This is a genomic window from Streptomyces sp. NBC_00029, assembly GCF_045160505.1.
Lineage (GTDB): Bacteria > Actinomycetota > Actinomycetes > Streptomycetales > Streptomycetaceae > Streptomyces.
Genome location: NZ_CP108292.1, coordinates 1527729 through 1552065 on the forward strand (window position 1 = coordinate 1527729; position 24337 = coordinate 1552065).

At 73.7% G+C, this 24337-nt stretch carries 21 protein-coding genes and 1 pseudogene; 13 read left to right on the plus strand and 9 right to left on the minus strand.

Going from position 1 to position 24337, the window contains the following annotated elements; genetic code table 11:
• The first annotated feature begins 134 nt into the window (after nt 1–134).
• The 3 genes from dhaK to OG753_RS07640 are packed head-to-tail and all read left to right on the plus strand — an operon-like array spanning nt 135 to nt 2202.
• Nucleotides 135–1139 (plus strand): dihydroxyacetone kinase subunit DhaK, encoded by a 1005-nt coding sequence (gene dhaK, locus OG753_RS07630; protein WP_405787786.1) that lies wholly within the window; start codon nt 135–137, stop codon nt 1137–1139.
• 53 nt (nt 1140–1192) lie between these two features.
• A complete protein-coding gene (gene dhaL / locus OG753_RS07635) occupies nt 1193–1804 on the plus strand; it encodes a dihydroxyacetone kinase subunit DhaL (RefSeq protein WP_327261036.1) in 612 nt (203 codons plus the stop codon).
• Nucleotides 1801–2202 (plus strand): PTS fructose transporter subunit IIA, encoded by a 402-nt coding sequence (locus tag OG753_RS07640; protein WP_327261037.1) that lies wholly within the window; start codon nt 1801–1803, stop codon nt 2200–2202. The genes dhaL and OG753_RS07640 overlap by 4 nt, the downstream gene beginning before the upstream one ends.
• Nucleotides 2203–2251: 49 nt before the next feature.
• Here the strand turns inward: OG753_RS07640 and OG753_RS07645 are convergent, their stop codons facing one another.
• A complete protein-coding gene (locus OG753_RS07645) occupies nt 2252–2638 on the minus strand; it encodes an RNA-binding S4 domain-containing protein (protein WP_327261038.1) in 387 nt (128 codons plus the stop codon).
• 134 nt (nt 2639–2772) lie between these two features.
• On the opposite strand from OG753_RS07645, the gene OG753_RS07650 reads away from it, so the two are divergent.
• From OG753_RS07650 to OG753_RS07660, 3 genes are all read left to right on the plus strand, one after another.
• On the plus strand, nt 2773–3168 hold the full coding sequence (locus OG753_RS07650) for a helix-turn-helix transcriptional regulator (RefSeq protein ID WP_326593088.1): 396 nt from the start codon (nt 2773–2775) through the stop codon (nt 3166–3168).
• Between the two features lie 183 nt (nt 3169–3351).
• Complete coding sequence (gene modA / locus OG753_RS07655) at nt 3352–4140, plus strand: molybdate ABC transporter substrate-binding protein (protein ID WP_405787787.1); 789 nt, start codon at nt 3352–3354, stop codon at nt 4138–4140.
• Between the two features lie 153 nt (nt 4141–4293).
• Nucleotides 4294–6267, plus strand: a complete 1974-nt coding sequence (locus OG753_RS07660) for an ABC transporter permease (RefSeq protein ID WP_405787788.1) — start codon at nt 4294–4296, stop codon at nt 6265–6267.
• A gap of 40 nt (nt 6268–6307) precedes the next feature.
• Here OG753_RS07660 and OG753_RS07665 read toward each other — a convergent pair whose 3' ends face one another.
• From OG753_RS07665 to OG753_RS07675, 3 genes are all read right to left on the minus strand, one after another.
• The gene (locus OG753_RS07665; RefSeq protein WP_327261041.1) at nt 6308–8377 is read right to left on the minus strand and encodes a SpoIIE family protein phosphatase; all 2070 of its coding nucleotides are present in this window, start codon (nt 8375–8377) and stop codon (nt 6308–6310) included.
• A 114-nt stretch (nt 8378–8491) separates the two neighbouring features.
• Entirely contained in the window at nt 8492–9169 is a 678-nt protein-coding gene (locus OG753_RS07670) for a response regulator (RefSeq protein ID WP_405787789.1), read from the minus strand.
• 105 nt (nt 9170–9274) lie between these two features.
• On the minus strand, nt 9275–10447 hold the full coding sequence (locus OG753_RS07675) for a sensor histidine kinase (RefSeq protein WP_405787790.1): 1173 nt from the start codon (nt 10445–10447) through the stop codon (nt 9275–9277).
• A gap of 126 nt (nt 10448–10573) precedes the next feature.
• On the opposite strand from OG753_RS07675, the gene OG753_RS07680 reads away from it, so the two are divergent.
• Nucleotides 10574–10813 carry a hypothetical protein gene (locus OG753_RS07680; protein WP_405787791.1) on the plus strand — a complete coding sequence of 80 codons (240 nt, stop codon included), beginning with the start codon at nt 10574–10576 and terminating at the stop codon, nt 10811–10813.
• 477 nt (nt 10814–11290) lie between these two features.
• On the opposite strand, the pseudogene OG753_RS07685 reads toward OG753_RS07680, so the two are convergent.
• Nucleotides 11291–12568 (minus strand): annotated as a pseudogene (locus tag OG753_RS07685) (DUF6777 domain-containing protein); the annotation flags it as partial.
• Between the two features lie 93 nt (nt 12569–12661).
• Between OG753_RS07685 and OG753_RS07690 the strand changes: the two are divergent.
• Nucleotides 12662–13954 (plus strand): streptophobe family protein, encoded by a 1293-nt coding sequence (locus OG753_RS07690; RefSeq protein ID WP_405787792.1) that lies wholly within the window; start codon nt 12662–12664, stop codon nt 13952–13954.
• Between the two features lie 40 nt (nt 13955–13994).
• Here the strand turns inward: OG753_RS07690 and OG753_RS07695 are convergent, their stop codons facing one another.
• The 3 genes from OG753_RS07695 to OG753_RS07705 are packed head-to-tail and all read right to left on the minus strand — an operon-like array spanning nt 13995 to nt 18153.
• On the minus strand, nt 13995–15032 hold the full coding sequence (locus OG753_RS07695; protein ID WP_405787793.1) for a serine/threonine-protein kinase: 1038 nt from the start codon (nt 15030–15032) through the stop codon (nt 13995–13997).
• Nucleotides 15032–15724 (minus strand): hypothetical protein, encoded by a 693-nt coding sequence (locus tag OG753_RS07700; protein ID WP_405787794.1) that lies wholly within the window; start codon nt 15722–15724, stop codon nt 15032–15034. Before OG753_RS07700 ends, OG753_RS07695 begins: the two co-directional genes overlap by 1 nt.
• A 38-nt stretch (nt 15725–15762) precedes the next feature.
• The gene (locus OG753_RS07705; RefSeq protein WP_405787795.1) at nt 15763–18153 is read right to left on the minus strand and encodes an FHA domain-containing protein; all 2391 of its coding nucleotides are present in this window, start codon (nt 18151–18153) and stop codon (nt 15763–15765) included.
• Between the two features lie 179 nt (nt 18154–18332).
• Here OG753_RS07705 and OG753_RS07710 point away from each other — a divergent pair, with 179 nt between their 5' ends.
• The 5 genes from OG753_RS07710 (at nt 18333) to OG753_RS07730 (ending at nt 23683) form a co-directional block, all read left to right on the plus strand.
• Nucleotides 18333–19358 carry a cation diffusion facilitator family transporter gene (locus tag OG753_RS07710; protein ID WP_401683293.1) on the plus strand — a complete coding sequence of 342 codons (1026 nt, stop codon included), beginning with the start codon at nt 18333–18335 and terminating at the stop codon, nt 19356–19358.
• 117 nt (nt 19359–19475) lie between these two features.
• Nucleotides 19476–19955, plus strand: a complete 480-nt coding sequence (locus OG753_RS07715) for an NUDIX domain-containing protein (protein WP_405787796.1) — start codon at nt 19476–19478, stop codon at nt 19953–19955.
• 48 nt (nt 19956–20003) lie between these two features.
• A complete protein-coding gene (locus tag OG753_RS07720) occupies nt 20004–21257 on the plus strand; it encodes a Tm-1-like ATP-binding domain-containing protein (protein ID WP_327266665.1) in 1254 nt (417 codons plus the stop codon).
• Nucleotides 21258–21404: 147 nt separating this feature from the next.
• Entirely contained in the window at nt 21405–23021 is a 1617-nt protein-coding gene (locus OG753_RS07725; RefSeq protein WP_405787797.1) for a serine/threonine-protein kinase, read from the plus strand.
• Nucleotides 23018–23683, plus strand: coding sequence for a hypothetical protein (locus OG753_RS07730; RefSeq protein WP_327261052.1), 666 nt, complete (start codon nt 23018–23020; stop codon nt 23681–23683). Before OG753_RS07725 ends, OG753_RS07730 begins: the two co-directional genes overlap by 4 nt.
• Here the strand turns inward: OG753_RS07730 and OG753_RS07735 are convergent.
• Nucleotides 23661–24005 (minus strand): DUF6191 domain-containing protein, encoded by a 345-nt coding sequence (locus OG753_RS07735; protein ID WP_405787799.1) that lies wholly within the window; start codon nt 24003–24005, stop codon nt 23661–23663. The two genes, OG753_RS07730 and OG753_RS07735, sit on opposite strands and share 23 nt — an antisense overlap.
• Between the last annotated feature and the right edge of the window lie 332 nt (nt 24006–24337).

A 24337-nucleotide genomic window follows, 5' to 3' on the forward strand; every position in this document is an offset into this window, starting at 1 on the left:
GGGACGGCATCAGTACCGCCGGAACCCGCTTTCGAGCGCCAGGGGCCGCCCAGATCATCAGTAGGCATCAGGACCTTCTGACCTGCGAAAACATTGCTCAGAGAGTCACTTGTCAACCTCGCTGGGAGATACGCATGAGGATGCTGATCAACAGTCCGCAGACCGTGGTCGCCGACGCCCTGCGGGGGATGGCGGCCGCCCATCCCGAGCTGGACGTCGATGTGGAGCGGCGGGTCGTCGTACGGCGGGACGCGCGGGGCGGCGGCCGGGTCGGGGTGGTGTCCGGGGGCGGTTCCGGGCACGAGCCGCTGCACGCCGGGTTCGTGGGGTACGGGATGCTGTCGGCCTCGTGCCCGGGTGAGGTGTTCACCTCGCCGGTGCCCGACCAGATGGTGCGGGCGGCGGCGGCCGTGGACTCCGGCCGGGGAGTGCTCTTCGTCGTCAAGAACTACACCGGGGACGTGCTGAACTTCGAGATGGCCGCCGAGCTCGCCGAGGAGGACGGCCTGCGGATCGAGCGCGTCCTGGTCGACGACGACGTCGCCGTGACCGACAGCCTGTACACCGCAGGGCGGCGCGGCACGGGGGCCACTCTCTTCGTCGAGAAGATCGCCGGGGCGGCCGCCGAGGAGGGGGCGCCGCTGGAGCGGGTCGCCGCGCTCGCCCGCCGCGTGAACGAGTCCTCGCGGAGTTTCGGAGTGGCGCTGAGCGCCTGCACCACTCCCGCCAAGGGCAGCCCGACCTTCGACCTGCCGGACGGGGAGCTGGAGTTGGGCGTCGGCATCCACGGCGAGCCGGGCCGGGAGCGGCGCCCGATGATGTCGGCCCGGGAGATCGCGGAGGTCTCGGTGGGCGTCGTGCTGGAGGAGCTGGCGCAGGTCGGTCCGGCCGACGGGCCGGTGCTCGCGCTGGTCAACGGGATGGGTGCGACGCCCCTTCTGGAGCTGTACGGGTTCCACGCGGAGGTCGCCCGGGTGCTGGCCGGGCGGGGTGTGCCGGTGGCGCGGGCGCTCGTCGGAAACTACGTCACCTCGCTGGACATGGCGGGGTGTTCGGTGACCCTGTGCCGGGCCGACGAGGAGCTGCTGCGGCTGTGGGACGCGCCCGTGCAGACGGCGGCGCTGCGCTGGGGCCGCTGAACGTATGGTGTCCCGGTGGGACCGGCCGGACAGGTGCGAGGCGAGGAGAACCAGTGCGTGACGCAGACTTCTTCCGACGCTGGATGGCGGCTGCCGCGGCCGCGGTGGAGCGGGAGGCCGACCGGCTGACCGAGCTCGACTCGCCCATCGGTGACGCCGACCACGGAAGCAATCTGCTGCGGGGGTTCACGGCCGTCGTCGCCGCCCAGGAGGCGGAGCCGGCGGGGGCGCCGGGCGCCGTGCTCCAGCTGGCCGGGAGGACACTGATCTCGACGGTCGGCGGGGCGTCGGGGCCGCTCTACGGGACGCTGCTGCGGCGCACGGGCAAGGCGCTCGGGGAGTCGGCCGAGGTCTCGGACGCGGAGCTGCGCGCGGCCCTGTCCGAGGGGGTCGGCGCGGTGGCCCAGCTGGGCGGGGCGGCGCCGGGCGACAAGACGATGCTGGACGCGCTGGTGCCGGGGGTGGCCGCGCTGGCCAGCTCGTACCGGGCGGCCGGGGCCGCGGCGGAGAACGGGGCGCTGGCGACGGTGCCGATGCTGGCGCGCAAGGGGCGGGCCAGCTATCTGGGCGAGCGGAGCATCGGCCACCAGGATCCGGGGGCGACCTCGTCGGCCTTGCTGCTGGAGGCGCTGGCGGACGTGGCGGAAGCGGAGGGTGCGCGGTGACGGCGCTGGTCGGCATCGTGCTGGTGTCGCACAGTGCGCGGGTCGCGGAGGCGGTGGCGGAGCTGGCTCGTGACCTGGCGGCGGGCGGACCCGTGGCCCCGGTGGCCGCGGCGGGCGGGACGGCCGTCGGCGGGCTCGGCACGAGCACGGAGCGGATCCTCGCGGCCGCCCGGGAGGTGGACCGGGGCGCCGGGGTGGCCCTGCTGGCCGATCTGGGGAGCTCGGTGCTGACGGTGAAGGTTTTGCTGATGGAGGACGAACTGCCGCCCGGCTCGCTGCTGCTGGACGCGCCGTTCGTCGAGGGCGCGGTGGCGGCGGCGGTGACCGCCTCCACGGGAGCCCCGCTGGCGGAGGTCGCGGCGGCCGCCGCGGACGCGTACACGTACCGCAAGACCTGACCCCGGGCGGCGGTGGCTGCCCGGTGCCCGGTTCGTCCCCGGCTCGTTCCTACGGGCGGCCGCGCAGGGATTCGATCTCGCGCCGTTCGCGCTTCGTCGGGCGGCCCGCGCCGCGGTCGCGGATACCGACCACGGCGGCCTCGACGGGGGTCGGCGGCGGCGGGCTGTTGTCGATCAGGCATTCGGCGGCGACGGGCGCGCCCACCCGCTTGGACACGGGCCGCTTGACGACGACGATCCGCTCGCGCCCCGCGTGGAAGAGCCTCACCTCGTCCCCCGCGCGCACCGGCTGCGCCGGCTTGGCGCGCTCCCCGTTGACCTTCACGTGGCCCGCCCGGCAGGCGGTCGCCGCGGTCGAGCGGGTCTTGGTCAGGCGCACGGACCAGATCCACGCGTCGACCCGCACCGTGCCCGTTCCCGTTACCTCATCAGCCATGCCCCGACTCTAGCGAGACGGGTGCGGCAGAGCGGAACGAGTTTTGGCAGATGCGCCAACAGGTATGGCATCTGCCATGGAGATCAGGCCAAGAGAATTGCAAATGCGCCACATGAAGGCCTACGTTGTCGCCCATGCAGTCCTACACCATCGGACAGGCAGCACGTCTGCTGGGCGTCAGCCCGGACACCGCGCGCCGCTGGGCCGACGCAGGCCGCGTCGTGACCCATCGCGACGAGGGCGGCCGACGCCTGATCAACGGGCGCGACCTGGCCGCCTTCTCCGTCGAAGTGGGTCAGGGCGCCCACACGGAGGACGGGGAACCGTACACCTCGGCCCGCAATGCCTTCCCCGGGATCGTCACGGCCGTCAAGCTCGGCGACGTGGCCGCCCAGGTCGAGATCCAGGCAGGTCCCCACCGTCTGGTCTCCCTGCTCACCCGTGAGGCCGTCGAGGAGCTCGGGCTGGAGGTCGGCATGCAGGCCACCGCCCGCGTGAAGTCCACCAGCGTGCACATCGACCGCACCTGACCCGGCCGGTGCCGCACGCCGCGCACCCGCGGCATCCCGCACCACCCGCTCAGCATCACCGACGTCCCCACCCGCCCGGCGTCACCGACCGTCCCCACCCGCTCCGCCCGTCACCGGCGCGGGTCACCACCACGCGGTACCGGCACCCGGCCGGCCGCCGACCCGACCGAGGAGCACCTGCTCATGTCCCCGATCACGTTCCGCCGTACCGCCGCCGCCGCGCTGACCGCCGCCCTGCTCGTACCGCTGGCCGCCTGCGGCAAGAACGAGGACAAGCCCGCCGTCGGCGCCAGTGCCACCCCGAAGGCCGTCAACCTCACGGTCCTGGCGGCCTCTTCCCTGACCGACGTCTTCAAGGCCGCGGGGGCGGAGTACGAGAAGACCCACCCCGGCACGAAGATCACCTTCTCCTTCGCGGGTTCGCAGGAACTCGCGGCCCAGGTCAAGCAGGGCGCCCCGGCCGACGCGCTGGTCACCGCCGACACCAAGACCATGGACGGTCTGAGGACCGAGACCGGCGACGCCACGATCATCGCCAAGAACCGCCTGGTCATCGCGGCCGGCAAAGCCAACCCGTTCAAGATCGACGAGCTCAAGGACCTCGCCGACACCAAGATCAAGGTCGTGCTGGCCGCGCCCGAGGTCCCGGTCGGCCGCTACAGCAAGCAGATCCTCGACGCCCAGAAGATCGAGGTGAAGCCGGTCTCCCAGGAGCCCAACGTCCGCGCCGTGCTGAGCAAGGTCGAGCTGGGCGAGGCCGACGCCGGTCTGGTCTACAAGACCGACTCCGCGAAGTCCGGCGACAAGGTCGTCACGGTGGAGATCCCCGACGACCAGAACGCCGTGGCCTCCTACCCGGCCGCCACCCTGAAGCAGTCCAAGAACGCCGAGGACGCGGCCGCGTTCGTCACCTGGCTGAGCAGCCCCGAGGCGCAGAAGATCCTCCAGGACGCGGGCTTCCAGAAGGCGTGATCGCCGTCTCCGGCCACGGCCGGACACCGAGGGGCTGCCTGAACCGGGGGGACAGGCAGCCCCTTTCGGGGTTTCCCGCCCGCGCGGCCGGATCCGCCGTCGCCGACCGCATACGCTTCCCCCGCAGCCGACCACCCCCAGCCAGGAACCCTCATGAGTAGACTCCGCACCCGCACCCGGCCCCCGTTGGCCCTGACGCTGCCCGCGCTGCTCGCCGTCGCGTTCCTGCTGCTGCCGCTCATCGGCATCCTCGTGCGCACGCAGTGGGGCGAGCTCGGCACCCACCTCACCAGCCCCGGCGTGGTCGAGGCCCTCAAGCTCTCGCTCGTGGTGTCCCTGTGGGCGCTGGCCCTCTCGCTCCTCCTCGGCGTGCCGCTCGCCTGGCTGCTGGCCCGCGTCGAGTTCAAGGGCAAGGCCCTGGTGCGCTCCCTCGTGCTGCTCCCCATGGTGCTGCCGCCGACCGTCGGCGGTGTCGCCCTGCTCCTCGCGTTCGGCCGGCGCGGGCTGCTCGGTCCCTGGCTGGAGGGCACCTTCGGGATCACCCTGCCGTTCCACACGTCGGGCGCCGTCGTCGCGGCCACGTTCGTCGCCATGCCGTTCCTGGTGATCAGCCTCGAAGGCGCCCTCGGCGGCCTCAAGCAGAGCTACGAGGAGACCGCCGCCTCGCTCGGCGCCTCGCCGGTCCGGGTGTTCTTCACCGTGACCCTGCCCATGGTGGCCCCCGGCCTCATCGCCGGCGCCGCGCTGACCTGGGCCCGCGCGCTCGGCGAGTTCGGCGCCACCATCACCTTCGCCGGCAACCTGCCCGGCACCACCCAGACCCTGCCGCTCCAGGTGTACCTCCTGCTGCAGGACAGGCCCGAGGCCGCCACCTCCGTCTCGCTCCTGCTCCTCGCGATCGCCATGGGCGTACTGATCGCCCTGCGCGGACGCTGGACGGGCACCCCGGTGGCCCGCGACGCCACCGCGCCGCCGGCGGTCCGGGAGGAGCCGCCCGCCGCGGACGCCGGCCCCGCCACGGACGCCGGCCCCGCCACGGACGCCGGCCCCGCCACCGGCGTCGGCAGGACCGCGCTGCCGCACGACGGCGGTCACTGGCCCCTGCGCGCAGTCGTCACCGGCTTCAACGAGCTCACCCTCGACGCGGAACCCGGCACCACCATCGCCGTGGTCGGCGAGAACGGCGCGGGCAAGACCACTCTGCTGCGCGCCCTGCTCGGCCTCACCCCGCGCGCCCACGCCGAACTGCGGCTCGGCGACACCGATGTGACGGCCCTGCCCCCGCACAGGCGGCAGGTGGCCTGGGTCCCGCAGGACGGCGCGCTGTTCCCGCACCTGACCGCCGTGGCCAACACCGCGTACGGACTGCGCGCCCGCGGGGTGCCGCGCGCCGAGGCCGTCCGCGAGGCCCTGACCTGGCTGGACCGGCTCGGCGTCGTGCACCTCGCCGACCGCCGGCCCGCGCAGCTCTCCGGCGGCCAGGCCCAGCGGGTGGCACTGGCCCGGGCGCTGGCCGCCCGCCCCCGGCTCCTGCTGCTGGACGAACCGCTCGCCGCGCTCGACCAGACCACCCGGGCCCGGGTGCGGCACACGCTGCGCAGCCACCTGGCCGGCTTCGGCGGTGTCTGCCTCCTCGTCACCCACGATCCCGTCGAGGCGGTGTCCCTGGCCGACCGGGTCCTCGTACTGGCCGACGGACGGGCCCTGCAGGACGCGCCGCCCACCGAGGTGACCCGGCACCCGCGCTCCCCGTGGGTGGCCCGCATGCTGGGGCGCAACGCGTGGCCGGGCACCGCTTCCGCCACCGGGCTCACCCTCGCGGGCGGCGGTCACCTGGTGGTCGCCGAGGCACTGTCCGAGGGGACGAAGGCTCTGGCGATCATCGCTCCGGAGGCGGTGTCGGTCCACCGGGACCGCCCGGGCGGCAGCCCCCGCAACGTCTGGCCCGGCACCGTACGGGAGATCACCGCGGTCGGCAGCCGGCTGCGCGTGCTGATCGCCTCGGCCGAGGCTCCCGACCTGGTCTCCGAGATCACCCCCGACGCGGCGGCCGAGCTGGGCATCGTGGACGGCGCCGCGGTGTGGACGAGCGTGAAGGCCACCGAGGTCACCCTGGTGACCCTCTGAGGTTCCGGCCGGCCCTCGGTCCTAGGCCGGCGTCCTCCCCTCAGCCGGCGTCCTCCGGGGCGGCCAGCTCGAACTCGCACCACACGCACTTCCCGCCGCCCCGGGGCTCCACGCCCCACTCGTCCGCGAGCCGGTCCACCAGCATCAGTCCGCGCCCCGAGACCGCCCAGTCGCCCGCCTCGCGCCGCCTCGGCAGGTCACTGCTGGTGTCCTCGACCTCGATGCGGATCCGCCCCTGCGCCGTGAGCCGCATGCTGACGTGGCCGCCGCCCTCCGTGTGGACCAGGGCGTTGGTCATCAGCTCGTCCGCCGCCAGCTCGATCTCGTCGGCCCGGTGCCGGGCGCCCCAGGCGGCCACCGCCGCCCGGATCAGGTGCCGGGCCAGCGCCGGGGCCTTCGCGTCGCCCGGCTCCAGCCGCTGGTGCAGCGGACCGCCGCCGCGTGCGGTGGGGGTGCCCCGGCGACGCAGTACGAGCAGGGCCATGTCGTCCCCGCTGCCCGAGTCCCCGACCAGGTCGCACAGCACGTCGGCGAGTTCCTCCACGTCGACCGGGCCGCTGTGGACCGCCGCCACGAGTTCCCGCATGCCGCTGTCCTGGTCCGCGCCGGGGCGTTCGATCAGGCCGTCGGTGCACAGCAGCAGGGTGTCCCCGGGGTGCAGTTCCAGGCTGGTGACGGGATAGCCGGAACCGGTGCCGGCCTGCTCACGGGGCGGCAGGCCGAGCGGCAGTCCACCGGCCACCTGCACCCGGTGGACACTCCCGTCACCGCGCCGTACGACCGGGTCGAGGTGCCCGGCACGGACCAGCCGGAGCATTCCGGTGGTGAGGTCCACCTCGGCATAGGTGCACGTGGCGAAGCGTTCCGTCTCCAGCTCGCGCAGGAAGGCCGAGGCCCGGGCCATCGCCGTGCCGGGCGTGTGCCCCTCGACGATGTACGCGCGCATCACGATGCGCAGCTGCCCCATGACCGCGGCCGCGTCCGTGTCGTGCCCCTCGACGTCGCCGATCATCACCCCGACCCGGCCGTCGCCGAGCGGGATCACGTCGTACCAGTCGCCGCCGACGTCCCGCCCCATCCGGGCCGAGCGGTACCGTACGGCGATCAGCGCGCCCGGCACGTCCGGGATCCGCCGGGGCAGCATCGCCCGCTGGAGCCCCTCGGCGAGGTCGTGCTCCTGCTCGAAGAGGATGGCACGCTGGAGGCTCTGGGCGACGCCGCTGCCGAGCGCCATCAGCAGGTTCCGTTCCTCGGCGGTGAAATCGCCCTCCCGCGCGTAGAGCAGCCCGAGCGCCCCGACGGGCCGTCCCTGGGCGATCAGCGGCAGATAGACGCCGCTGCGGACGGACAGCGGCTCGATGTACGGCCACAGGTCCGGGTAGCCCTGCTGGAACTCCTCCCGCGAGACGATGAAGACCGACTGCATGGTGCGTACGGCCTCGCTCATCGGGAGCCGCGCGTCGATCCGCGTGTATTCGATCTCGGGCACGTACGAGCCGAGCTGCCCCTCCGCCACCAGGTGGATGCGGCCGCCGTCGACGACGCCCAGCATCACGCTGACCGCGCCGAGGTGCCCGAGGGCCTGGGGGTCCTTGAGGATGTCGGTCACGTCGTTGACGGTGCGGGCGTGGGCCAGGATGGCGGTGGTCCGCTCGACGACGCCGGTCATCCTGCGGCGCCCCTCGACCTCTTCACCGGCGGCGCCCGGCTCACCCGGGTCGTGGGCGGCGTCGCGGAGGATCCCGATCACGCGGTACGAGCGACCGGATGGATCCCGCAGGATGTGCCCCTGGACGTGGGTCCAGGCCGACGAACCGTCGCGCCGGCGGCTGCGGACGTAGGCCCCGTAGTGGCTCCTGCCGTCCTTGATCGCCTGCGCGACCCGGGTGTCGAGGCGGGCCTCCTCACCGGGTGCGAAGCAGCGCCGGAGCCCGTCAACGGTCCCGTCGAACTCCTCCTGGCGCAGCTCGAGCACCTCGAGCGCGGTGGGATCGAGGAACATCCGCCCGCTGTCGAGGTCCCAGTCGAATGTGCCCATGCGGTTGAGCGCGAGGCTCATGTCGGGCCGCGCGGGCCAGCCGACGTCGGGGTTGTCTGCCCTACGGGCCATGCAGCCAGGGTCTCACTCTCCTCCGCCGGTGTCCCTGTGGAACGGCCGGGACGGAGGGCGGGCGGGTGTGCGCCGTCCCGTACGGGGCCGGTACGGGCCCTCGCGGCGCTCTTCTCAGCGGGGCGGTCCGCCGCTGTCCGGCAGGTCCGCGTCATGGACCAGAAGGGCGATCTGCACCCGGTTGTTGAGGTCGAGCCGGGTCAGGATCCGGGACACGTGGGTCTTCACCGTGGGCAGCGCCAGGTGCAGCTCCCGCCCGATCTCGGCGTTGGACAGGCCCCGCCCGACGGCGACGGCCACCTCCCGCTCGCGCCCGGCCAGCAGCGCCAGCCGGGCCCGGGCGGCGGTCGCGCGGGCGCCCTGGCCGCCGTCGCCCCCCGCCACCCGGTCGATGAGCCGGCGGGTGACGGCCGGGGACAGCACCGGGTCGCCGGCCGCCACCGTCCGGATCGCCGTCACGATCTCCTGCGGCGGGGTGTCCTTGAGGAGGAATCCGGCGGCTCCGGCCCGCAGCGCGCGCAGGACGTGCGCGTCGGTGTGGAAGGTGGTCAGGACCAGTACCTCGGGGGCTCCCGGCTGCGCCCGCAGCCGCTCGGTGGCGGCGAGCCCGTCGACGCCGGGCATCCGGATGTCCATCAGCACCAGGTCGGGGCCGTGCGCGGCGACGAGGCCGGGCACCTCCGCCCCGTCCGCGGCCTCCGCGACCAGGTCGATGTCCGGGGCGCCGCCGAGCATCAGGCGCAGCCCGGCCCGGACGATCGCGTCGTCGTCGACCAGCAGTACGCGGATCACCGGCGCCTCTTCTCTCGTCTTCCGTCCTCTTGCGTCATCTTCCGTCGCGCTCCGGCGCGTTCCGGCGCGTTCCGGCGCGTTCCGGCGTCCTGCCCCGTCCCCCGGTCAGCTCTGCCAGGGTAGCCAGGCGTGCACCCGGAAGCCGCCGTCGGCGGGGAGGGCCGTCAGTTCCCCGCCCGCCAGCCGGGCGCGTTCGGCCAGCCCGATCAGCCCCTGTCCGCCGCCCCCGGCCGTTCCGGGGGCGGCGGCCCTCGCCGGATCCGGTACGGATGGGCGGGCGTTGCGGACCTCCACCGTCAGCCCGTCCCCCGGGCCCCCGGTGAGCCGCACGTCGACGTCCGCGCCGGGCGCGTGCTTGCGTACGTTGGTCAGCGCCTCCTGGACGATCCGGTACGCCGTACGCCCCACCAGGGCCGGCGGCGTGTCCCCCTCGGGCGGTCCGGCCAGCGCGATCCGGCCGCCCGCGGCCCTCGCCTCCGCCACCAGGCGCGGCAGGTCCGCCAGTTCCGGCTGCGGACGCTCGTCCTCCGCCGGTCCTTCCCCCGAACCGGCCCGCAGTACGCCGATCACCTCGCGCAGGTCGTGCAGGGCCAGGTGGGCGCTCTCCCGCATCACCGCGGCCGCCCGCTCGATCTCCGCCCGCGGGGCGCCCGGGTTGAACTCCAGTGCGCCCGCGTGCACGCTCAGCAGCGACAGCCGGTGGCCGAGTACGTCGTGCATCTCGCGGGCGATCTCCTCCCTGGCCTCCATCCGGGCCCGCTCCGCCCGGGACTCCGCGTCCGCCTCGGCCAGCTCGGCGCGCTCGCGCAGCGAGGCGATCAGCTGCCGGCGGGAGCGCCGGAAGAGCCCCCAGCCGATGGCCCCGGCGATCAGGGCGAAGTACGTCACCGCCGAGCCCGCCCGATCCCCGGACATGTCCGGCAGCCGCCACAGGAAGAGGGGCAGGGGGCCGAAGGCCAGCGCCGCCACCCAGGCCGTGGCCTTCCAGGGCCGGGTCGCGGCCACGGTGAACACGGCCACCATCGCCGGTCCGGTCAGGTAGTGCGCGAACCCGCCCGCCAGGAGCAGCGCCACGGCCAGCTGGACCGGCCAGCGCCGACGCAGGAGCACCGCCGCGCAGCCCAGCCCGCCGACCACCTGGTCGGCGGTCCGCCACCCCGGGCCGAGGCTCTCGTCCACCGGGATGGACTGCGAGCTGACGGCGGCGAAGCACGCGGCGAAGAGGAACAGGCCCAGGTCGGCGGCCCAGTCCCGGCGGGTGCGGTGGATACGGCGCATGTCCCGGAAATCTACGCAGGCCCGACGGCCCGCAGGTGTCCGCGCCCCGGACCGAATACTTAAGTACGACCGCGGGCAGCCGTAAGCCCGATTCCCGGCCCTGGGCCCGGCCCCTAACGTCGGGGCATGACCTCCTCCACCCCGAAGTCCCCGTTGGCCGCCTTCTCGGGGCTGCTCTGCTTCGTCCTCGTCATCGGCGGCGCGAGCGGCCTGCTGCACGAGTGGCTCGGCTGGATCCACTTCATGAGCTTCGTCCGTTTCCTCGCCCCCGACGGCTACGAGATCTACAGCTACGTCGTCATGATCGCCCTCGGCCTCGCGGTGGGCGCGGCGGGCGACGCGCTGACCCGTCGCAGCCGCGCCTGACCTCCGGTTCCCTGCCGTGGCGCCCCGCGGCCGTGCCTCCTGTCCCGTACGGGACAGGAGGCACGGCGATGGACGGGAGACGGCCTAGCTCTCCTCGGCCGGGCCCTCGGGCTCACGCTCGGGCTCGGGCTCACGCTCGGGCTCGGGCTGGCGCTCGGGAGCCGTCAGGACCGGTTCCGGCCTCGGCAGCGGCGCGGCCGTCGGCGGAGGCGGGGACTGCGGCCGGGGTGCGGCCGAGGGGGGCGGGGGCACAGGGGCGGCCGTCGTCGGCGCGGGAGACGCGGGAGGCGGCGGCAGGGACCTCGGCGCCGGTGACGCCGCAGGTGACTCGGCCGGCTTCGAGACCGTCACCGAGGGCGACTTCGCGTCGGAGGGAGACGGCGCCGGTGACGGGGACGTCACCGGTGACTCCGAGGGCGACGCGGACGGTGCCGCGGACGGTGACTCCAAGGGCGACTTCACCGGTGACTCGGAGGGCGACGAGGTGGGCGACTTCGACGGTGGCTCCGAGGGGGACTTCGACGGAGTCGGGGTCGGGGCCGTCGGAGTGGGCGTCGGCGTCGTCACGGACGGGCTGGGCGTCGTCACGGACGGACTCGGGGTCGTGACGGACGGACTCGGCGTCGTGACGGACGGACTCGGCGTCGGCGTCGTCACGGACGGAGTCGGCGTCGGGCTCGTCACCGAGGGGGTCGGCGTCGTCCTGGACGGGGTCGGCGTGATCACCGGACTCGGGGTGAGCGGCGGCGGCGTCGGGACCGGCGGGGGCGGTATCGGCCGGTCGGGCGGGCGCTTGCCCTGGTTGCCGCCCTTGGGGCGCTCGTACCAGCGGTGGTCGCGGGGGTCGTAGATCACGATCTTGTTCACGATGGTCACCGACGGTGCGACGGCCACCACCTTCGCCGGCTGGTAGGAGGGCCACGTCTGCCCGAAGCGCTTCGGGTTGGCCTTGAGGGCCACCGGCGGACCGAGCGGGTTCCCGCACGCGCAGCGCACGCGCGGCACGCCCCGGTCGTCCACCAGCACGGCCGTCCCGGCCTGGAGCACGGCCTGGTAGGGCACGACCTTGCCGTCACGGTAGCTGTGGTTCGTCACCCGGGTGTCCATGCGCAGCTGCACCGACGTGAGTGAGCGCAGGTATCCGGGAACCCCGGCCGGCTGGAGGCCGAAGACCGAGGCGAAGGCCGCGTTCTTGGCGGGGTCCGCGGTGAGCGATCCGATCAGCTTCTCGACGTCGCAGCTGGCGACGTTCCGGGTACCGGTGTAGACGCCCGGCGCGGAGCCGCTGACGCTCCTGGTGCCCACGGGCGCGGTCGGGCTGGCACTGGGGCTGACCCGCGGGGTTCCGGTGCCCTGGGGAGAAGGTGGCCGGCTCTGCGGCGACGGGCTCTCCGGCGGTGGCGGGGCCTCCTGCACCGCCGCGGACTCGGTGAAGGGGTCGGGGCCGGAGGCGGCGGCCGGCTGGAGGAACACCTCGCCACCGGCGTTGTCGGTGCCACTGGGCCGGGTGAGGACCACGGCGAGCGCGACGACCGCGGTCACCGCGACGAGCGCGGTGACCAGCCGTGGCACGGAGCGCCACCAAGGGCCTTTGGCAGGGCCCGGACCCTGACCCGGGCCCTGGCCTCCCGGCCCACCCGGAGGCGCCGGGGGCGGGGGCGGCGGGGGCCCGTGCTGTCCGCCCGAGAGCGGACCCGAAGGCGGCCCGGTGGGGCGTTCCGAAGACGGCGGTCGGCCGGATGGTTGTGTGGTCACGGGCTCTTCTTCCCAGGAGGAGTGAGTTCCCTGGGGACCATTGTGTGCGCCGTCCGGGTGGTGGCCGCAAGCCGAGGGTGTCACGGTGGCAGGGTGAGTCGGACGCCGGGATCTTCATCGTCGGGGGGCTCCGCGAGGGCATGGCGTGACGCCCTCGTCGCCGTTGTCGCGGGTTTCGCCGTGATGGCCGCGGTCGCCGCGGCCGGGCTGGTGTTCGCCGGCGCGGGCGGTCTGCCGGACGGCGCGTTCCCGCACGTGCTCGCCGCCGTCGTGGTGATGGCGGCCGGCGGGTCGCTGGAGGTGTCGGGCGGCGCCGGCCTGCTGGCGGGGGCCGAGGCGAGCCTGTCGGTGGTCCCGTTGTCGGTGACCCTGGCCGGCGCCCTGACGACCGGATACCTCTTCCTGCGCCCCCTGCACAACCGGGCGGTGGCCCGGCCCCGCGAACTCGTCGGCCGGGCCGTCCCGTTGGTCCTGCTGTGGCTCCTCGCCCTGACCGGCGTCACGTTCCTGGCCCGCGCGACCTTCGGCATCTCCACCGGCGACTCCCCCATCGGGACGATCACCGATCTCCTCGACTCCGAGCCGACGGTGGGCTTCGAGGCCGACCTGCCCGCCACCCTCCTCTACGGACTCCTTTGGATCCTGGGCCTGTTGCTGATCGCTCTGCTCGTCTCGCGGCGCGCCCCGCTCCCCGCCCGGCTGGTCCGCTTCCACTCGGCACTGCGCCCGGCCGCCTTCGCCACGATGCTGCTGCTCCTCTCCTACGTCGTCCTCGGCATCGGGGTCGGCGTGGTCGTGGCCGCCACGCAGGGCCATGCCGACCGGACCTTCGCCGTGATCCTGCTCGGGCTGCCGAACCTCGTCTGGCTCGCGCTCACCCTGGGCTTCGGCGGCGTCTGGGAGGGCCGGGTCGAAGGGCCGTTCGGACTGCCGATGCCCCAGCTGCTGGACCAGGTCCTGCGCGGCTCCGACCTGTCCACGGTCGACGTGTCCTCGCTCGCGGAGCAGGACTCCCGGGCGTGGTGGCTGGTGGCGGTGGCCGCCGTCCTGCTGCTCGGCACGGGTGTGCTGGCGGCCGTACGCTCCCCGGCCCACGTCCGCCCCTGGCAGCACGCGCTCCACCTGGGGGTGGCCGTGGCCCTGGCGACCCTGACGGTCTGTCTGCTGGGCAGGATCCAGGCGCAGTTCGGCCTCTCCCTGCTGGGCATCGGCGACGTCGACGGCCTCGGTGGCCAGGTGGAACTGGTGCCCGTGCTGTGGCGCAACGTCGGGCTCGGCCTGCTGTGGGGCGCGGTGGCGGGCTTCCTGGGCGCTCTCCTGGCCCGTCCGCTGCACCGCCGCGGCCGGGTCGACGAACCGTCCGCGGCGGCCCGGCCCCCTGGCTGAGACGAAGCCGGTGAGACGGAGCTGCTGAGACGGATCGGGCTCAGGAGCGCGGGCCGCCGTCCGGCGGCAGGGTGAAGACCGGCAGCGCCCACCTCGGCACCGGCGGAGGTGCGGGCAGCGCGTCCTGCGCCGCGCCGCCGGCCCCGCTCGCCCCTTCGGGCGGCCCGCCCGAAGGCCCCGTCGTCGGCGCCCCTGTTCCGGTGCCCGCGCGCCGCAGGGCCGTGGTGAACTCCAGGCAGCTGCTCCACCGGTCGTCGGGCGACTTGGCCAGCGCCTTGGCCAGTACCTCGTCCACGGCCTCCGGCAGTCCGGGCCGCCGCGAGGTCAGCGGCGGCGGCGCATCGAACTGGTGGGCCCACAGCAGGGCGATGTCGTCGTCGCGCTGGAAGGGCGGCTCCCCGGCGAGGGCCTCGTAGACGACGCACCCCAGGCTGTAGACGTCGCACCGGCCGTCCACGGGCTTGCCGGAGATCTGTTCCGGCGCCACGTAGGTCACCGTCCCGACGAACTGCCCGTCGGTGGTGAACCCGGTCAGCGACAGCGATTTCTTCGTCAGCCCGAAGTCCGTGAGGTAGGCGTGTTCCGGGTGGTCCCGGTCCGTGCCCGCGGCGATCAGGATGTTGCCCGGTTTCACGTCCCGGTGGACCAGGTCGTGGGCGTGGGCCGCGTCGAGCGCGGACGCCACCTGGCCGGCGATGCGCGCGGCCGTGTCCACCGGCAGCGGACCCGTCCGGTCCAGCATCACCCGCAGGTCCGGGCCCTCGACGAGGCGCATGGCGATGTAGAGCAGTCCGTCCGCCTCCCCCGCCTCGAAGACGGGCACGATGTGCGGGTGCTCGATGGTCGCGGCCACCTTCGACTCGTGGGCGAACCGCTGCCGGAAGGTGTCGTTGCGGGCCAGCTCGGGGGCCAGCAGTTTCAGTGCCACCATCCGGTCGAGCCGAAGGTCCCTGGCCCGGTAGACGACGGCCATCCCGCCGCGGCCGAGCTCGCTCTCCACCAGGTACCCGGCGATCTGCTTCCCGCACAGGTCGGTGGGGGTGCCGCCGGGCCGCTCCGCCCGCTTGTCGTCCGCCATCAGCCGCCTCCGGGATCGCGGGTGTCCACGATCCGCGTCGGGTCATGGGCCACCGCACGGTCGGACCGGTCCCCCGCCCCCTCGCGCGGCACGCCGACCACGTCGGTCGGTGTCTGGGGCCTGCGGACGGCGGGTCCACCGCCCGGGTCCGTGGCCGCGGCCGCGGGCGGCGGCTGCTGCTCGGGTCCGGGGCCGGGGCCGGTCGCTCCGCCCGGCCCGGCCACGACCGCGTAGGTCGCCATGCGGTCGCCGTCGTCGTACAGCCACCGCCCCGACTTCTCGTCGTAGAGCCACACCGATTCCCCGTCGATGACCACACCGGCCCGCAGGCCGCGCACGGAGCGCCGGAAGGCGTCGGTGTCGATCCGTCCGGAGGCGAGCTCGTCCACGGCCCGCCGGTAGCGTTCCAGGGCCTCGGCGCCGCGCGTGAGGAGCGGTCTCGGGTCCTCCGAGCGGACCGGGGGCCGTCCCCCGGCGGTCGGCGGCGGGTGCGGCACGGCGACGAGCAGCCGGCCGTCCACCCAGGCGGACCACCCGTTGGCGCACAGGACCTCCCCCCACTCCCCGCGCCGGGACAGCAGCTGCACGGGCAGGAACGGGTCCAGGGGCACGGTCGGCCGGGTGACGTCGGGCCCCTCCCAGGCGGACAGTCCCTCCTGCGGCACCACGTGGGTGGGTCGGAAATCCTGCACCTCACCTCCCGGGCGTCCCATCGAGCTGCTCATGAAGCCTACTTCCGCATGATGGTCGGCTCGTGGCGGCGCAGCAGCCGGGCGACCAGCACGCCGAACAGCACGGACAGGACGACGAGCATGCCCATCTCGAGGAGCCAGAGGTGGGCCTCGTGGTCGAACAGCGGGTCCTGGGTGATCTTTCCGGGGACGATCGCGCCGAGGTCGATGGTGCCCGCCATCGCTCCCATGGCCCACCGGGCCGGGACGAACCAGGCGAACTGTTCGATGACGGGGACACCGGTGAGTTTCAGCAGGGAGCCGCAGAAGACCACCTGGACGATCGTGAGGAGGACCAGCAGCGGCATGGTGACCTCCTCCTTGGCCACCAGGGCGGAGATCAGCAGGCCGAGCACCATCGCGGTGAGGGACAGCAGGGCGACGGCGAGAGTGATTTCGATCAGTGGTGGCATGAAGTTGCCCCGGCCGCCGGGGGCATTGATGGTGACACCCGCGAGGCCGACGAGGGTGAGGACCACGGCCTGGGCGACGGTGATCACGCCGAGGACCACGATTTTGGACATCAGGTAGGCCGACCGGGACAGGCCGACGGAGCGCTCGCGCCGGTAGATGGCGCGTTCCTTGACCAACTCGCGCACCGCGTTGGCGGCGCCGATCAGGACTCCGCCCACGCACAGGATGAACAGGGCGTTCAGCGCCGTTTCGGCGTTGAGGGTGTTTCCGGCCAGTGCGCGGGTCATGGCGCCCATGACGAACGGCAGCGCGATCATGATGATCAGGAACGTGCGGTCGGACCTGAGCACGGCCGCGTACCGGCGGATGAGGGTGGAGAGCTGGGATCCCCAGCTCTGGGCCTTGGGCGGTGGCTGCGGTGGGACGCCGGCGGCCCATTCGCCCTGTCCCGTGAGCGGGGACCGGCCGGCTGCGAGGTCGATGTGGCGGCGGTACAGGGGCGAGGCCCGGTACTGCCCGGCCCAGTCGCGGTCGCGCTCGTTCTCGAAGGCCTCGAAGGCCTCGGGCCACTGCTCGAAGCCGAAGAATTCGAGGGCTTCCCCGGGAGCGCCGTAGTACGCGATGCGCCCGCCGGGCGCGAGGACCAGGAGACGGTCGCATCCTTCGAGGTTGAGCACGCTGTGGGTGACGACGATGACCGTGCGGCCGTCGTCCGCGAGGTCGCGCAGCATGTTCATCACCGAGCGGTCCATGCCGGGGTCGAGGCCGGAGGTGGGCTCGTCCAGGAACAGCAGGGAGGGCTTGGTGAGCAGCTCCAGGGCGACGGAGACGCGTTTGCGCTGGCCGCCGGAGAGGCTGTGGATGGGCTGGTCGGCACGCTGTTCGAGGCCGAGTTCGCCGATGACCTCGTCGACCCGGGCCTGGCGTTCGGCCTTGGCGGTGTCCTGCGGGAAGCGCAGTTCGGCGGCGTAGGTGAGGGCGCGCCGGACGGTCAGCTGGGAGTGCAGGATGTCGTCCTGCGGGACGAGGCCGATGCGGCTGCGCAGTTCGGCGTAGTCGCGGTAGAGGTCGCGCCCGTCGTAGAGGACGGTGCCCCGGTCGGCGGGGCGCAGGCCGGTGAGGGCGCCCAGGAGGGTGGATTTGCCGGCTCCGCTGGGGCCCACGACGGCGAGCAGGCATTTGGCGCCGACGGGGAAGGAGACCTGGTCGAGGAGGGTCTTGCGGCCGTTGTCGACGGCGACGGTGAGCCCTTGGACGTCGAGGGAGACCTCGCCGGTGTCCACGTACTCCTGGAGCTGGTCGCCGACGAGGCAGAAGACCGAGTGGCCGATGCCGACGATGTCGCCCTCGGCGACGCGGGTGGGCCGGGTCACGGCCGCACCGTTGACGTAGGTGCCGTTGTGGCTGCCGAGGTCGACGATCTCGTAGCTGCCGTCGGCGAGCGCGTGCAGCTCGGCGTGCCGGCGGGAGACGGTGAGGTCGTCGACGACGAGGTCGCTGTCGGGGGCGCGGCCGATGCGTACGGCAGTGCGGACGGGCAGCGGGCGTACGGTCGTGGGCTGCCGGAAGGTACCGGTCATCGCCGGGTTCGAGACCCGGGAGGGCCGGGCGGCTCCGGCGCCGGGCGTCGGTGGGGGTGGGGGCGGCGGGGGTGGCGCGGGGCCGACGACGGCGGCGCGCGGCCCGTCGGCGGCGCTGCCGAAGCGCAGCTCGGTGCCGACGCCGACGCTCCACTCGTGGATGCGGTGGCCGTCGGCCCAGGTGCCGTTGGTGCTGCCCTCGTCCTCCAGCGTCCAGTGGTCGCCGTCGGACCGCAGGATCGCGTGGTGCCAGGAGACGCGGGCGTCGTCGAAGCAGATCTCGCAGAGGGGGTCCCGGCCGACGTGGTAGATCCGGTCGGGGTCCATCTCAGTGGCGCCCCAGTCGGTCACCAGGACGAGCTGGGGCGCGGTCGGCACACCGGGGCGCTGGACCATGACCAGATTTTCCCACGATCCCGGAGGTCCGGCACCGGTCGGACATCACTGCAGGTCAGAGGCCTCTTATGGGTAATGACAACGGTCCCCGTTGCAGCCTTTGCCCATCTCGCCGGGGTGCGCTTCACTTCACGCGACGGCCTCGAACACACGGGTGCCGCGAGGAGACGGGGGACGCCATGAGTGGGCACGACCACGCGCACGACGACCACGGACACGGGCACGACCACGGGCACGGGCCCGGAGGGCACAGCCACGGTGTGTCCGCGGACGCCGACCGGCGCTGGCTGGCCATCGCGCTCGCCCTGATCGGCGGGTTCATGGCCGTCGAGGTGGTCATCGGTGTCATGGCCAATTCGCTGGCGCTGATCTCCGACGCGGCCCACATGCTGACCGACGCCGTCTCGATCGTCCTGGCGCTGATCGCCATGCGGCTGGCCGCGCGCCCCGCCCGCGGCGGTTTCACGTACGGCCTCAAGCGGGCCGAGATACTCTCCGCCCAGGCCAACGGGCTGACCCTGATCCTCCTGGGGCTCTGGCTGGCCTACGAGGCGGTGCGGCGGCTGATGGACCCGCCGCCGGTGGAGGGCGGCCTGGTCGTGGTGACGGCGCTCGCGGGCATCGGCATCAATGTGGCTGCGGCCTGGTGCATCTCCCGGGCCAACCGTTCCACCCTGGTCGTCGAGGGCGCCTACCAGCACATCCTGAACGACCTCTTCGCCTTCATCGGTACCGCCGTCGCGGGTGTGATCGTCCTGACCACCGGTTTCCGGCAGGCGGACGCGATCGCGACGCTGGTCGTGGTGCTGCTGATGCTCAAGGCGGGCTACGGGCTGATCCGCGAGTCCGGCCGGATACTCCTGGAGGCCGCCCCCGCCCATGTCGACCCGGACGCGGTCGGCGACCGGCTGGTCGGGCACCCGCCCGTCACCGAGGTGCACGACCTGCACATCTGGACGATCACTTCGGGCCAAGCGGCGCTCTCCGCGCACGTGCTGGTGGAGCCGGCGGGCGACTGCCACGCCGTGCGCCGGGACCTGGAGCGGCTGCTCGACAAGGAGTACGGGATCACGCACACCACCCTCCAGGTGGACCACGCGCAGGAGTCCCTGCTCACGGTCGGCCGCGCGGGCGCGGGCCCGTCCGACGCGCACTGCGCGGACGCGCACGGGCCGGTCCACCGGCAGGGTCCGCACGAGCACTGAGCTCCGGACGCGCAGGGCGTGGGGGCGCACGGCGCAGACCGTAGGGACTTGGCGGTGCGGGGCGTACCTCTTTCGGCGGATCACTGGCCGGGGCCGGAACGGGGCATGGATGGAGCCATGACGCACAAACGCAGTGCCGGACTGCTCCTGTTCCGGCGGACCGGCCCGGAGCCGGAGTCCGGTGTCGAGGTCCTGCTCGGGCACATGGGCGGCCCGCTCTGGGCCGGGCGGGAAGCGGGGGGCTGGGGCATTCCCAAGGGCGAGTACGGGCCGGAGGAGACCCCGACGGACGCGGCCCGCCGGGAGTTCACCGAGGAGATCGGGCTGCCCCCGCCGGAGGGCGAGTACCTGCCGCTGGGCGAGGTACGGCTCACCAGCGGGAAGCTCGTGAACATCTGGGCGGTGGAGGCGGACCTCGACCCCGCCCTGATGGTGCCCGGGACCTTCACCATGGAGTGGCCGCCGCACTCCGGAAACGTACAGGAGTTCCCGGAGCTGGACCGGGTGGCCTGGTTTGCTCCACCGCTGGCGGAAAACATGCTGATCCCATCCCAACTCCCTTTCCTCGAGCGCCTGTTGGAGCTCCTGAAGGTTTGACCCACACTTGCACTTGCCAACACCCTTACCTGCATGGACATTGCACACATGACGAACGTCGTGCTGGTGGGAACCTTGGACACCAAGGGTGTGGAGTACGGCTGGCTGCGCGAGAGGCTGCTGCGCACCGGCGTCGAAGTGGTACTGGTCGACACAGGAATCATGGGCGAACCCCGGGTGCCCGCCGATGTGCCGCGTGACGCGGTGGCACGGGCGGCGGGAACGGAACTGTCGCAGCTGCGCGCGGCCGCCGACCGGGGTGCGGCCGTGACCACCATGGCGAGGGGCGCGGAGGAGACCCTCTTACGCCTGTACTCAGAGGGGAAACTGCACGGCGTGCTCGCCATCGGCGGGAGCGGCGGCACCTCCATCGCCACCCGGGCGATGCGCGCCCTGCCACTGGGCGTACCGAAACTGATGGTCTCGTCCATGGCGTCCGGGGACGTCCGGCCGTACGTGGGCTCCTCGGACATCACCATGATGTACAGCGTGGTGGACATCGCGGGGATCAACAGCGTCTCCGCACCGGTCCTGGCGAACGCCGTGGAGGCGATCGCCGGGATGGCCGGGGCCTACGCCCGTACCTCCCCGGAGGGCCGCCCGCCCCGGCTGGGCGCGGGCGGCCGTCCGCTGATCGCGGCCAGCATGGCGGGCGTGACCACGGCCGGTGTGGACGCGGCCCGCGAGCGGCTGACGGAACTGGGCTACGAGGTGCTGGTCTTCCACGTCAGCGGCACCGGCGGCCGCACCCTGGAGACACTGGCCGGCCAGGGGGTCTTCGCGGGCGTCCTCGACCTCACCCTCAGCGAGATCGCCGACGACCTGTGCGGAGGCATCCTCAGCGCGGGCCCCGACCGGCTCAGCGCGGCGGGGCGGGCCGGGGTTCCGCAGGTGGTGAGCCTGGGAGCGCTGGACATGGTGAAGTTCGGCCCGCTCGAGAGCCTGCCCCAACAGGTCCGCGACCGGGGCGTCCACGTCCACAATCCGTCCATCACCGTGACCCGTACGACCATGGCCGAGTGCGCGGAGCTCGGCCGCCGGGTCGCCGCCAAACTGCGCGCGGCGAGCGGCCCCGCCGCCGTCTGCGTCCCGCTCCGTGGACTGTCCACGCTCGGCGCGCCGGGCGGCCCGTACCATGACCCCGGCGCGGACCGGGCTCTGTTCTCGGCGCTGCGCGAAGGCTTGCGGAGCAGCGCCGTACGGCTCTACGACTACGACACGCACATCAACGATCCGGCCTTCGGGCGGGCGTCGGCCGACCGGCTGCACGCCATGATCGGCGCGATGTCGGCCGCGGCCTGAGACTCCCTCCGTGGTCGGGAACCGGCCACGGAGGAAACCACGTCCCATGTGGCGTCCGGTCCGGGGAGGGCCGGTGGACGGCCGGTCCCGGACCGGACGTCCGATCGATGCAGCGGCGCCACACGGCAGAGGCAGGGGGCAGGAACGATGGACGACACGCGGGCGGCATGGTCGGTCCCCGGTTACACCGAGGTCCGGGAGCTCGGTTCGGGAGGCAGCGGCCGCGTGGTGCTCGCCGTCCACGACGGAACGGGTACTCCGGTCGCCGTGAAGTACCTCAGCGACCGGCTGCGCCAGGATCCGGCCTTCGTCGGGGAGTTCCGGGCCGAGGCCCGCCTCCTGGGCGGACTGGAGACTCCGTACGTGGTCAGGCTGTACGAGTACGTGGAGGCGTCCGGCGGTGCGGCCATCGTCATGGAGCTGGTGGACGGCATTTCCCTGCGCGCACTGCTGAAGCAGTCCGGGCGGGCCGACGCCGAGGCCGCTCTGGTGGTCCTCAAGGGCTCGCTGCTGGGGCTTGCCGCGGCGCACCGGACGGGTGTCGTCCACCGGGACTACAAGCCGGAGAACGTCCTGGTCGCACCGGACGGCTCGTCGAAGCTGGTGGACTTCGGGATCGCGGCGAACCGGGGCAGCACGCCCGGCGTGGCCGGAACCCCCGCCTACATGGCTCCCGAGCAGTGGCAGGGCCGGCCGGCCTCGCCCGCGGCCGACGTGTACGCGGCGACGGCGACCTTCTTCGAGTGCCTCACCGGCCGCAAGCCCTACGACGGGGAGAACTTCGCCGAGCTGGCGGTGCAGCACATCGAGGCCCCGGTGCCGGAGACCGAGGCGCCGGAGCCCGTGCGTCCGCTGATCCGGCGCGGCCTCGCGAAGGCGCCCGAGCAGCGGCCGGAGAACGCCGAGGCGTTCGTGGCCGAGCTGGAGGGCGTGGCGCTGGCGGCGTACGGCCCCGAGTGGGAGGAGCGCGGGCAGCGCAAGCTGGCGGCGCTGGCCGCCCTGCTGCCGCTGCTGTTCCCCTCGGCGGGCGCCCCCGCGGCGGGCACCACGGCGGTGGCCACGACCACGGTGCCCGGCGGTTCCGGCTGGGCTCCGGGACGCAGTGGCTGGCTGGCGGCGGGCGTGGCGCTGGTGCTGGGGACCGTGCTGGTCCTGACGACGGACGCGATCGGCGCGTCCCCGGGCGGGGCCTCGGCGCTGAGCGCCTTCGCCACGACGAGCGCGGCCCCTCCCGGATCGGCCTCCCCGACCCCGGGCCCGACGGACTCCGCGTCCCCTTCGCCGAGTCCCAGCCCGTCGGCGTCCCCGAGCCCTTCGCCGTCCGCGTCCACGTCCCCGTCCGCGTCGCCCTCCTGGTCGACGAGCCCGACCGCGGAGCCGACGGGGAGCCGGCCGCCCACGCCCACGCCGACCCCGACCCCGACGCCCACACCGACGCTGAAGGTCACGAACGTCGCCGTGTCGCTCAAGACCGGCGTGTACCGGGGTGACGCGACCATTTCGGTCGCCAGCCAGGGCACCGGTTCGGTGACCGTGGTGGTGGAGTGGTTCCTGGGAGGTGCGCAGGGCTCCTACTCCGTCCCCGACGGCACGGAGACGTTCGTGGTGCAGGCAGGCTCGGCCGCCCCGGTGGTCAGGTCGCACACCTTCACGCGCGACCGCGGCTGCTACGGCGGCGTCCGGGTCACCACCAAGCCCACCGCCGGGAACAAGTCCGCGTCGGCCTCGCAGTACCTGCTGCGCTGTGTGGAGGTGCCCCGATGAGCGGTTCCGGCGCCCCCCAGGGCGAGCAGCGCGAACAGGGCCAGCAGGGCGAGCAGGGCGACGACGACTACAGCGCCACCGTCCTCGGCAGCCACTGGTTCAGCGGCCCGCCGGCCACGACCAAGAGACTGCCTCCCGAGGCGGTGGCTCCCGACCGGATCGAGGGGTCGGTGCTCCGGTTCGGGCCCGGGGTCACCGCGGCCATGCCCGCGCCCTTCCCCATCGGCGCCGCGGTGGGCGTCGTAGCGCCGCCGCGGCGGCGCCGGCTCGCGGGTCTGCGGCGCTACGCCCTCGCCGCTCTCGTACTGGCCGCGGTCCTCGCGTACCTCGGGTGGCAGCGGCTCGGACCCGGCATCGAGGTCCGGAGCGTGGCCGTGAGCACCGATCCCAAGGGCCCGGCCTGCGACGCGACGGCCGATGTGGTGGCCGTCGTGGAGACCGACGGGCGTCCGGGCACCCTCACCTACCGGTGGGTGCGCAGTGACGGGACGCAGTCCGAGCAGCTGACCGAGCGGGTGCCGCGCGGACAGCGGGAGGCCCGGCTGCACCTGCTGTGGACCTTCCGGGGGACGGGCAGCTATCCCGCGAGGGCGGAGCTCCAGCTGGTGTCGCCCGGGCAGCGCACGGCCGCGGTGGACTTCACGTACCGCTGTTCCCCGTAAGGGGCACGGCCGCGGTGGCGGGCAGCCGGATGACGGCGAGCCCGCCGTCGAGGTCCACCCGGGTGCGCGGCGGTGCGCCGTCCTCCTCGTCGTCGCGCATGACGAGGGCGCTCTGCCGCTCCTTGAGCTCGTTCTGCTTGCCCGGCGAGAAGCTGGCGTGCAGCTGCTCGAATCCGGTGACGGATATCTGCCCCTGACGGCCGTTCCACCGCCAGGGCAGCAGCCCGGCTCGGCCCGCGCGGACCAGTGCCAGGTCGAGGAAGGCCATGGCGGTGAGCACAAGAGCCAGACCGGGAAGGGTCATGAAGACGACGAAGCCCATGGCCCGACGGTAGCCGACGCCGTGCCTCGGCCGTTCGGCCGAGGGGGATCCGGCCCGTCCGGCCGAAGCGCGGGCACCGGGCCCGCTGGTTGACTCGAAGACGTGGACGAGGGTTCAGGGATGCCCTCAGGCACCGCTGCGTGCCGCGTTCCAGCCGGCGTACACCCCCAACCGGAACGTGGCCGTCCCGCGCGGATGCCATGTCGCGCGGGAGGCCCGCGGCCGCTTTGGGGAGCGGCCGCGGGCCGTCTCGCATTCCGCCCCCGCCGCAACCGGGGGACGGACATCGGGGACGGACGCCGGGGGACGGACGCCGGGGCGGTGGTGGCGGC